10 protein-coding genes are annotated in these 9,749 nt (G+C 60.5%); 8 read left to right on the top strand and 2 right to left on the bottom strand.

Annotation, left to right across the window (positions count from 1 at the left end; all coding sequences use genetic code 11):
- Both AC5FXY_RS16400 and AC5FXY_RS16395 read right to left on the bottom strand, forming a co-directional pair.
- Positions 1 to 566: DUF4468 domain-containing protein (locus AC5FXY_RS16400; protein WP_493557782.1), on the bottom strand; the 566-nt coding region annotated here is incomplete at its 3' end.
- A 434-nt stretch (positions 567 to 1,000) separates the two neighbouring features.
- A complete protein-coding gene (locus tag AC5FXY_RS16395) occupies positions 1,001 to 1,204 on the bottom strand; it encodes a hypothetical protein (RefSeq protein ID WP_493557781.1) in 204 nt (67 codons plus the stop codon).
- A gap of 3 nt (positions 1,205 to 1,207) precedes the next feature.
- On the opposite strand from AC5FXY_RS16395, the gene AC5FXY_RS16390 reads away from it, so the two are divergent.
- The 8 genes from AC5FXY_RS16390 (at position 1,208) to AC5FXY_RS16355 (ending at position 9,719) form a co-directional block, all read left to right on the top strand.
- Entirely contained in the window at positions 1,208 to 1,348 is a 141-nt protein-coding gene (locus tag AC5FXY_RS16390; RefSeq protein ID WP_493557780.1) for a hypothetical protein, read from the top strand.
- A 201-nt stretch (positions 1,349 to 1,549) separates the two neighbouring features.
- A complete protein-coding gene (locus AC5FXY_RS16385) occupies positions 1,550 to 2,419 on the top strand; it encodes a dihydroorotate dehydrogenase (protein ID WP_493557779.1) in 870 nt (289 codons plus the stop codon).
- Entirely contained in the window at positions 2,407 to 3,189 is a 783-nt protein-coding gene (gene pyrF / locus AC5FXY_RS16380) for an orotidine-5'-phosphate decarboxylase (RefSeq protein ID WP_493557778.1), read from the top strand. The genes AC5FXY_RS16385 and pyrF overlap by 13 nt, the downstream gene beginning before the upstream one ends.
- On the top strand, positions 3,152 to 3,769 hold the full coding sequence (pyrE, locus tag AC5FXY_RS16375) for an orotate phosphoribosyltransferase (protein WP_493557777.1): 618 nt from the start codon (positions 3,152 to 3,154) through the stop codon (positions 3,767 to 3,769). Before pyrF ends, pyrE begins: the two co-directional genes overlap by 38 nt.
- A gap of 568 nt (positions 3,770 to 4,337) precedes the next feature.
- Complete coding sequence (locus tag AC5FXY_RS16370; protein WP_493557776.1) at positions 4,338 to 7,379, top strand: phosphoribosylformylglycinamidine synthase subunit PurL; 3,042 nt, start codon at positions 4,338 to 4,340, stop codon at positions 7,377 to 7,379.
- 12 nt (positions 7,380 to 7,391) lie between these two features.
- Positions 7,392 to 8,279 carry a phosphoribosylformylglycinamidine synthase subunit PurQ gene (locus AC5FXY_RS16365; protein WP_493557775.1) on the top strand — a complete coding sequence of 296 codons (888 nt, stop codon included), beginning with the start codon at positions 7,392 to 7,394 and terminating at the stop codon, positions 8,277 to 8,279.
- Between the two features lie 24 nt (positions 8,280 to 8,303).
- On the top strand, positions 8,304 to 9,248 hold the full coding sequence (locus AC5FXY_RS16360; protein WP_493557774.1) for a phosphoribosylaminoimidazolesuccinocarboxamide synthase: 945 nt from the start codon (positions 8,304 to 8,306) through the stop codon (positions 9,246 to 9,248).
- A 12-nt stretch (positions 9,249 to 9,260) separates the two neighbouring features.
- Entirely contained in the window at positions 9,261 to 9,719 is a 459-nt protein-coding gene (locus AC5FXY_RS16355; RefSeq protein WP_493557773.1) for a DUF6985 domain-containing protein, read from the top strand.
- Positions 9,720 to 9,749 lie beyond the last annotated feature (30 nt).

Here is a 9,749-nt window from a genome sequence, read left to right as displayed (position 1 = left end):
TTGCCGGCGGGCAGACCTACGCTACCGTCTTCCACTGTCGGCATGCTGTTCATGTACGAGCGGAAGGCTAAGGCAATTTCGCTGGCCAGAGAATTAGCTTGTGCCCGCACGCGGCGGTCGTTTTTGGTGCGTTCGTTGTTTTTGTCGGCCCGCAGCTGCGTCAGGTAGTCATCAAGGGCAACCAGTTCTGCCGGCTTATCGGAATCAGGAATGATGCGAAAGGCGCCCACGCTATAGGTGTAGCCTTCGTCGGTAGCCTGAAACATAAATTCAAAGCGGGCTGCCCGTTCCACGTCCTGGCCTTTGTTGTCGACCTGCTTGAGCTTCACGGTACCTATTACGCTAAGGGAGCCAGCGTCAGGGTTGGATTTGAAGTCCGTCTTGGGGCCGTAAGCAAACCGACGATCAGCCCAATCCCGTGCACGGGCGTGCAAGGTTTGGCGGCCAACAGCATTGGCTGAAACTCGTTCGCTATACTCTACTGGCGCCGTGTTGGTCTGGGCAACAGCGGGCAAAGCAACGAGCAGACTCAGTAGCAGACCAAAGAAGGGTACTATTGATTTCATAGCGCAGAAAGACAAAATGAAGTGACTTGGAAATGTGCTGCACAAAACTCCGCCCAGCAGTGGCGAAAGAGGTTAAGTTGGCGTTACCAAAACATGAACTTATAACACCTAGACTTCGCTTAACGCTGCAAATTTAAATGAAAGATAAGCTTGTTTTTGCATTTTTTCAACGGCTGTTAATTTTCGAAGAACTGTCCAACTAAACCATCGATAAATAAAAAGTCCAAACTTGAATTGGCCCCATAGATAGTTGTAAAAGAAGTGTGGTTTCTACAATGCGCTGTATATCAAGCTTGTTAAAATAGATTTTTGTTGCGCACTCGTGTTCCTTGATAATACATATGGCCATGCGGTGTTAACATTTACTTAACAATGATTTTCATGCGGGGAGGAGTTGTGTTGTAACCGAAGTTGGATACTTTTGCGACGTGCTTCTAGTCAATCAACATCAGATGAAGCGCAGAACGGCTCATTCGACGGTTCTGCAACGGGGTCGAAACCCGTTCCCATCGGTTGATTTTGTTTCTTCTTTCTGCTTTTTCCTCGTTTGCCGCCCGGTTGTAGCCGGAGCGGTTTTTTTGTGTCCGCTCGGTTCGGATGCGAGGCAAGACGGCCGCCTGCGCTAACACTTCATCCACGCAATGGAACAAACTTCCGCACCCGCCAAGGTTCAGAACTACAACCTGACTGTGACACCCCAGCGCGTGGCTCAGTTCATCCTCGGCCTGACGGGCATCCGCAACTGCGTGCCTTTCCTGATCAACCGCGACAATGGTATCTAGGCTTGCTGCCTACAAAAGGCCCGGTGTATTGCCGGGCCTTTTGCTTTTTGATTGCCTGCCGTTTAACGCAGCAAAGCGGAGTGCAGGACCTGTTGGACGCAGCAGAAGCACGAAGGCTTGGATAGTTCAAGCCAGCTCATCAAACCAAATTCTCTCACCCCGCCGCGGATGACCGCCCGAACCAAATAGCCGTTCCCCACTATGCAACTCGGATCTTCTTTGACGCTGCAAAATCCCGTGTGCCTCGCCGCAGCTCCCTGGCAGTTGCCCGACGGCCTCGGCTATGAGCGCCTCGGTGCCATCTTCACCAAGACGGTAATTATGGAGCCGCGCCCCGGCAGCCGGAGCGAAGGCATCATCAAAGTGGCCGATTCGTCGCTCCTGAACACCACCGACCGCCGCACCGACGGCGCCGAGCAGCTGGTGCAGGAGCACCTGCCGCACCTGCGGCGCCACGGCGTGCCCGTGCTGGTGAGCATCACCGCTCCCGGCATTCCTGGATTTAGAAAAATAGCCCGCTTTCTGGCCCGCGAAGCCGCTGGTCAGATTGCTGGAGTGGAAGTATACATCAGTAGCGCCACCACGCAGAAAGGCTTTGAAGTGACGCCGCGCTTCGTGCGCGAAGCCACCGAGGCCGTGCGCAACGAGCTGGGCCCGGATGCGGCCCTCATTGTTAAGCTGCCGCCGTGGCCCGACCACGTGCGGGTTTTGGGTTTTGCCGCGCAGGAAGGCGGTGCCACCGCCTTAGCAGCTTGCAACACCTTGAAGGCCCTGCACCTGCCCGAGGAAGGGGAGCCTATTTTGGGCGGCCTGTCGGGCGAGGCCCTACGGCCCATGGCTCTGCGCTGCGTGTACGAGCTAGCCCACGATGAGAATATCACGCTGCCCATCATCGGAACGGGCGGTATCTTTACGGCCCAGCACGTGCGCGACTACCTGCGCTGCGGCGCCACAGCTGTGCAGCTGGCCACCGGCGAATGGCTGGAGCCCGGCCTCACTGCCCGCCTGGCTACGGAGTGGGAAGAAGCTGCTACGCTCACCGAAACCAATACCCCCGCATGGAACAGCTAACCCGCCGCGCCCTGGGGGCGCAGTCTCTGCTCTGCGTCGGCCTCGACCCCGTTGAATCAACGCAGGGGGAAAACGTCGAAGCTCGCCTGCAGGAAGTGGTGGAGCAAACGGCCGAATACGCCGCCGCCTTCAAGCCCAACCTCGCCTTCTTCCTCGCCCGCCCCGACGGTGTGGCTTTGCTGCAGCGCCTGCGCCAGTGGATTCCCACCGACGTGCCGATGATTCTCGACGGCAAATTCGGCGACATTGCCAATACGGCCGAGCGCTACGCCGCCTTCGCCTACGACATCGTCGGGGCCGATGGCGTGACCGTCAATCCGTACATGGGTGAGGACGCTATTTTGCCCTTCGCCCGGCCTGGCAAAGCCGTATTCGTGCTGGCCAAAACCTCCAACAAGCCCGTGCACTCCTGGCAAGACCAGGAGCTGGTGAGCGGCAGCACCGTCAGCGACTTCTCGGCAGATGTGGTACAAACGCTCAGCCACGAACACCGCGGCCTCGGTCTGGTAGTTGGCGCAACCAACGCTGAAGCCTTGGCGCACTTGCGCCAGCGTTGCCCCGGACTGTGGTTCCTAGTGCCCGGTATCGGCGCGCAGGGCGGCGACTTGGCCGCCACGGTGCAAACCGGCTGCCGTCTATCCGATGGCTTGGGTGTGCTTATCAATTCTTCCCGCGGCATCTGGCAGGCCGACGATGCCGGCGCTGCTGCCCGCTACCTAAACTCGCAAATCAATGCCTTACGCGCCGAGCGAATTTCAACAGCAATTTGAGCAACAGCTCCGCGGCGAGGATGCGCTGCTGAGCGGCCACTTTCGCCTATCCTCCGGCCTGCACTCCGATACCTACGTGCAGTGCGCCCGATTCCTGCGTCGCCCCGACCTGGCGGCTCCGGACCTGGGTGTTTTGGCGAAGCTGATTCAGGAAGCCGGCCTGCAGCCCGATGTAGTAGTAGGCCCGGCTATGGGAGGGGTGGTTGTGAGCTATGAGCTGGCTCGGCAGCTAGCCGTGCCCGGTATCTTCACCGAGCGCGACGCCGACACCAAAATGACTTTGCGCCGCGGCTTCACCCTGCAGCCCGGTGAAAAAGTTATCATCGCCGAAGATGTGGTGACGACCGGCAAATCGACCCTGGAAGTAGCCGAAGTGCTGCGCAGCATGGGCGTGGAAGTATTGGCGGTGGCTTGCCTGATCGATAGAACTGGCGGCAAACATGAACTTGATTTCCCCTTGTTTGCGTTGCTACCGGTTCAAGCGGCCACGTATCAGCCCGAAAATTGTCCGCTGTGCGCCAAGGGCATCCCCGCGGTGAAGCCCGGAAGTCGGCCCGATGCGGTGCCGGCGCTTGCGTAGGGGCGGCGGTTGTCGTTCCTTTGTGTCTCCTTCGCTACCCTGTGCAACGAAGTCTCTCCCATACCAGCCCCTCGCATAACCGGATCAGGCCCGCGTCTGATTTCGACAGCATGTGGCGCGGCAGCGCGCTCTTCAGCGTAGCCGCGGGGCACCGTCTCGACGCGCAACGGGGAGAGGCAGAAGACCGAATAGCCGAGCGGCAACAGCAGCAACGCACTGCCGCGCAGCCCCAGCACAGCCAAAGCCTGGCGTGCATTATGGACTTACGCAAGCAGCTGCGAAAACCCGCAGCTGCCAAGTTTGAAAAGTTGCTGGGAAACGACTGCGGAGTAACCGCTGCCAATCTCAACCGGAGCCAAGCTCCGCACCACACTGTAAGCCGCCTTGTGGCCCGCTCGTCGGGCCCGGGGCGGCTTACCGCATTCATGGGGTTTGCGAATGCGGAATTCCGCATTCGCAAACCCAAAAGATTAACGCAGAAAGGCAATCGGTTAAACGATGGAATTACTATCTGCGGACGCGGACTACAAAGTCCGCGCTACACCCTGCTGTGCTACCCTTCTGAGCTTTGAATAACACCGCCTCCCATACCATCCAACTGATTCCGCGCCCCAGCCAGCACGACGGTGAAGGTGCCCGCGTGGCCGAGGCCGCACGGCGCCACCTGCACCTGCTTACTGGGCACGTGCAAACCAGCGCCGTGTATACCGTGCGCTACCCGCTGACTACGGAACAGCTGCAGAGCTTTTCCGCGCACTGCCTGCAGGACCCGCTGCTCAATGACGTGGCCTTGGACGAATGGGCCGTGGCCCCGGGGTTCAAGAGCTACATTCTGGTAGCCAAAGGCCCCGGTGTAACCGACGACGAAGGCACCTCGGCTCAGAACGCGCTGCAAGACTTCCTGGGCGCCGACCTGGATACGCGCACCCAGCACATCTTCAGCAAGCGCCTGTATTTGCTGGAAAAGGAGCTGCCCGAAGCGGACTTGCGACGCTTGGCAGAGGAGTTGCTCGGCAACAAGCTCATCAACCGCTTCGTGGTGGGCCACACCGCCGCTGGCATCCGCGACTTCACCCCGCAGCCCGGCGGCGGTGCCGATTCTACTACGCACACCATCCGCCTGGAGCACCTCACCGACGAGGAATTGGTGCAGCTCTCCAAGGAAAACGTGTACGCGCTGAACCTGGAGGAAATGCGCGCCATCCGGGACTATTACTACTCGGCCGAGACGCAGATCAGCCGCGCCGAGGCCGGCCTTACGCCCGACCCGACGGACTGCGAGCTGGAAATCCTGGCCCAGACCTGGTCGGAGCACTGTAAGCACAAAGAGTTTGCGGCCGTCATCCGTTACCGCAATGCCGTGACGGGGGAGGAAAAGGAAGTTGACGGACTGTTCAAGACCTATATTAAAGGAGCTACGTCGGAAGTCGACCGGCTCCTGCGCGAAAACGGCAACGACTGGCTGATTAAGGTATTTTCGGACAACGCCGGCGCGGTGCGTATCAATAAGGATTCGTTGTTTGTCTGGAAGGTTGAAACGCACAACTCGCCCTCGGCCATCGACCCCTACGGCGGCGCCATTACCGGCATTCTGGGCAACAACCGCGACCCGCTGGCCACCGGCATCGGCGGCGCGCGGCTGCTCTTCAATACCAACGTGCTTTGCTTTGGCCCGCCCAACTGGTCGGGGCCGCTGCTGACGGGGCAATTGCACCCGCGCCGGGTGTTCGAGGGCGTGCGCAAGGGCATTGAGGACGGCGGCAACAAGTCGGGCATACCGACGGTAAACGGCGCCATCGTGTTTGATGAGCGCTACCGCGGCAAGCCGCTGGTGTACTGCGGCACCGGCGCCGTGCTGCCCATGCAATTGGCCGGGCAGGATGCTTGGGAGAAAAAGATTGACGCCGGCGACCGGATCATCATGGCCGGCGGCCGGGTGGGCAAGGACGGCATTCACGGTGCCACCTTCAGCAGCATCGAGCTGGACGAAGCCGCGCCGGCCACGGCCGTGCAGATCGGCTCCCCGATTACCCAGAAGCTGGCCATGGACTTCTTGCTGCTGGCCACCCGCCGCGGGCTGATCAAGTGCAGCACCGACAACGGCGCGGGCGGCTTGTCCTCCTCGGTCGGCGAGTTGGCGGGCATCAGCGGCGGCGCCACGGTGGAGCTGGAAAAGGTACCGCTGAAATACCCTGGCCTGCGGCCTTGGGAGATTTTTGTGTCGGAGTCGCAGGAGCGGTTTACGCTGGTGGTGGAGCCCGCGAAGCTCGATGAGCTGAATGCGCTGGCTGCCGAAATGGAAGTGGAGCTGTCCGACATCGGCCAGTTCACGGACAACGGCCGCCTGGACGTAACCTTCGACGGGCAGCCAGTGGCTTCGCTCTCATTAGAATTTCTGCACGAAGGCGTGCCGCGCAAGGTGCTGGATGCCGAGTGGCAGCAGCCCACGCTGCACGAACCCAAGCTGCCCGCTTCGCTCGACGCAACCGAACTCCTTATTAAGCTGCTGGGCGCGCTCAACATCTGCTCCCGCGAGGCGGTGATTCGGCAGTACGACCACGAGGTGAAAGGCCGCACGGTGGTGAAGCCCCTGATGGGCCGCACCGGCCAGGCCCCGCAGGACGCGGCCGTGGTGCAGTTCAATTTCGAGTCGTGGGAAGGCGTGGCGGTGAGCAACGGCATCTTGCCGCGCTACGGCGACATCGACCCCTACCAGATGTCGGCCGGGGCCTTTGATGAAGCGGTGCGCCAGATCATTTCGGTGGGCGGCAAGCTGCCCAACCTGACGCCCGGCGACGGGATTTTCTGGTCGGTGAACGACAACTTCTGCGTGCCCGACTCGGTGTACGACCCCGTGACGAACCCCGACGGCAAGCAGAAGCTGGCCGCCCTGGTGCAGCTCTGCGAGGCTCTGCGCGACATGTGTGTGGCCTACCAAATTCCGCTGACCTCGGGCAAGGACTCGATGAAAAACGACTTCAAGGCCGACGGGCAGAAGATTTCGGTACCGCCCACTGTGCTATACTCGATGACTGCCCTGATGCCCGACGTACGCCGCGCCGTCACCTCCGACTTCAAGGCCCCCGGCGACGTAGTATACCTGCTCGGCGACACCTACGACGAACTGGGCGGCTCGGAGCTGTACCACCTCTTCGGGGAGCTGGGTCAAAACGTGCCCCGCGTGCGCCCCGCCGAAGCCAAGGACTTGTATCAGAAAGTAGGGGAGGCGCACGAGCGGAACCTCATCCTGTCCTGCCACGACCTGTCCGACGGCGGCTTGGCCGTAGCCGTGGCCGAAAGCCTGTTCGGCGACGACAGCCTCGGCGCCGAGCTGACGCTGGAAGGCGAGCTGCCGGCCCTCACGGAGCTGTTCTCGGAAAGCCACTCGCGCTTCGTGGCCACCGTGGCTCCGGAGGACGGGGTAGCTTTTGAAGCCCTGATGGAAGGCCGCGCTACCCGCCTAGGTGTTGTAACTGATGGCGGCCGCCTCGTTATCCGTCACCAGGAACAAACGGTGGTGGACGCGGCTACGGCTGATCTGCGCGAAGCCTGGTCGAACGGCCCGGTCAACCGCGTGATGGCCGGCGAAGAACTTACCCTGCAAGCTTAGGAGGTGGAGACGATGAACGAACTTACTGCAAACGCCCGCCCGGTGCACGCTTTGGTGCTGACCGGCTTTGGCATCAACTGCGAAGAAGAACTGGCCGCCGCCTACCGCCTCGCGGGCGGCCAGGCCACCATCGTGCACTGCAACGACGTGCTGCACGGCCACGTCAGCATCCACGACTACGACGTGCTCAATTTCCCTGGGGGCTTTTCCTTCGGCGACGACCTGGGCTCGGGCGTGGTAATGGCCAACAAGGTGCGCTTCCGCAAGCTGCCCTCGGGTCGCACGCTGCTCGAAGAGCTGCGCGCCTTTATCGAGGCCGGCGGCTACGTGGTGGGCATCTGCAACGGCTTCCAGATGCTGGTGAAAATGGGCCTCTTGCCCGATTTCGCCGGTCAGCAGGAGCGCGAAGTAACTCTGACTCACAACGCCTCGGGCCGCTACGAAGACCGGTGGGTGCGCCTGGCAGTGAACCCCAACAACCGCTCCCCCTTCCTCAAGGGCCTGACCTCCCTGGAAGTGCCCGTGCGCCACGGCGAAGGCCGCTTGGTCATCCGCGACGAAGCAATCCGGAGCCGCATCCTGGCCGAAAGCCTGAACTGCCTGACTTACTGCGACGCTACCGGCTGCGAAACCGAGCTGTACCCACACAATCCCAACGGGGCCGAGCTGAACTGCGCCGGTCTCACCGACACCACCGGCCAGGTGTTTGGGCTGATGCCGCACCCCGAGGCGTTCCTTTCGCTCTACAACCACCCCGACTGGGCCCGGCGCAAGCGCCTCGACCCCACGGTATCGGAGGAAGGCGACGGGCTGAAGCTGTTCCGCAACATTGTGGAGCACATCAGCCAAACACGCGTCGCGCAGCCCGCTGAGGCTGCCCAGAACGAAGTTTCTCTTTAGCCAGACAGCCGCTTAATCCGCGCCATGAACACGCTTCCGCACTTTACCACGTCCCAACTCGAGTTGCTGCACCGCGGCAAAGTTCGCGACTCGTACCGCGCCCCCTCGGGTGAGCGGCTCATCATCGTGACGGACCGCCTGTCGGCCTTCGATTCGGTGCTGGAAACGGCCATTCCCAACAAAGGCGCTGTGCTCAACGGCCTGGCCAACTTCTGGTTTGAGAAAACTCAGGACATCGTGCCGAACCACGTCATCCGCATGATCGACCCAAACGCCATGCTGGTGAAAGAGGCCGAGCCGATTCGCGTTGAGATGGTGGTGCGCGGCTACCTCACCGGCTCCATGCTGCGTGGCTACCTCCAGGGCCAGCGCACCTTCTCAGGCGTGTCGGTTCCCGACGGGCTAAGCAAGCACCAGCGCTTCCCCGAGCCCCTCGTGACGCCGACTACTAAGGAGGAGTCGGACCGTGAAATCACGCCGGAAAATCTGGTTTCCGAGGGTTGGGTAACGGCCGAGCTGTACGAGCAGATGCGTGTGATTTCGCTGAAGCTGTTCAATTTCGCCTCGAAGTGGATGGCCGAGCGCAGCATTATCCTGGTCGACACAAAATATGAGTTCGGCCTGGTGGACCGGGAGCTGATTCTCATCGACGAAATCCACACGCCCGATTCTTCACGCTTCTGGGACGCAGCCGATTACCAGCAGAACCCCGAAGGTGCCGCTCAGATGGATAAGGAGTACATACGTCAGTGGCTGATTGCTAACAAAGTTGACGGGAACTACCCCACCCGCCTCACCGAAGAAGTAACCGCCGAAGCCAGCCGCCGCTACCTCGACATCTACCAGCGCATTACCGGCCAGCCGCTGCCCGGTGCCAATGTGGACGGCGTGAACGTGCCCGCGCGTTTAGTGCAGAACCTGGTGAAGGAAGGCTACATGCAGCATGATGCTTTGGTTAGCTTCTCTTAAGAGAGAATCAGCATGAGCGACTGGAAGCAAACAGTACAATATGAGGACGAAGAGCTGACTGCTCAAGTATCAGTGACGGTACTGCAAACCGCAGAATCTGTGCGGGTTCAGTTTCTGGAAGCCGATGAAATGACTCCTGCTGCCGAAGCTGCTCTGGATGCAGTGCTGCAGCGGCTGCCCGGCCTGGAGTCAGCTATTGCAAAAGCTGCATTTGAAAACTATCAGCACGTAGTCGAAGCATTCAGCCGCATCTACGGCAACGCGGTGCAGCTGCCTGAAGCCGCCGATGCGCAGGCGTTACGACCTTTCTACTGGCTGGTAAGCATCTACCTGCCCTACGAGCCGCAGCTTGGTGAATTCGGCCTGGGCTTTGGCTGCGATTGGGAAGAAGAGCATGGTTTCGGCCTGTACTTCCGCCAGTGGCAGATTGTTGATAACGGCGGCTACACGGTAGCGTTTGACCCCGAGTAGCTGCAATCACTCCGACCTATTTATCTCACC

Source organism: Hymenobacter sp. FMD4 (assembly GCF_058932745.1).
This window is presented reverse-complemented; position numbering and strand designations above follow the sequence as displayed.

Coding starts and splice junctions, on each gene's coding strand:
- AC5FXY_RS16385 (WP_493557779.1), top strand. CDS start 1,550: ATGCAACTCGGATCTTCTTTGACGCTGCAAAATCCCGTGTGCCTCGCC.
- pyrE (WP_493557777.1), top strand. CDS start 3,152: ATGCCTTACGCGCCGAGCGAATTTCAACAGCAATTTGAGCAACAGCTC.
- pyrF (WP_493557778.1), top strand. CDS start 2,407: ATGGAACAGCTAACCCGCCGCGCCCTGGGGGCGCAGTCTCTGCTCTGC.
- AC5FXY_RS16360 (WP_493557774.1), top strand. CDS start 8,304: ATGAACACGCTTCCGCACTTTACCACGTCCCAACTCGAGTTGCTGCAC.
- AC5FXY_RS16365 (WP_493557775.1), top strand. CDS start 7,392: ATGAACGAACTTACTGCAAACGCCCGCCCGGTGCACGCTTTGGTGCTG.
- AC5FXY_RS16355 (WP_493557773.1), top strand. CDS start 9,261: ATGAGCGACTGGAAGCAAACAGTACAATATGAGGACGAAGAGCTGACT.
- AC5FXY_RS16390 (WP_493557780.1), top strand. CDS start 1,208: ATGGAACAAACTTCCGCACCCGCCAAGGTTCAGAACTACAACCTGACT.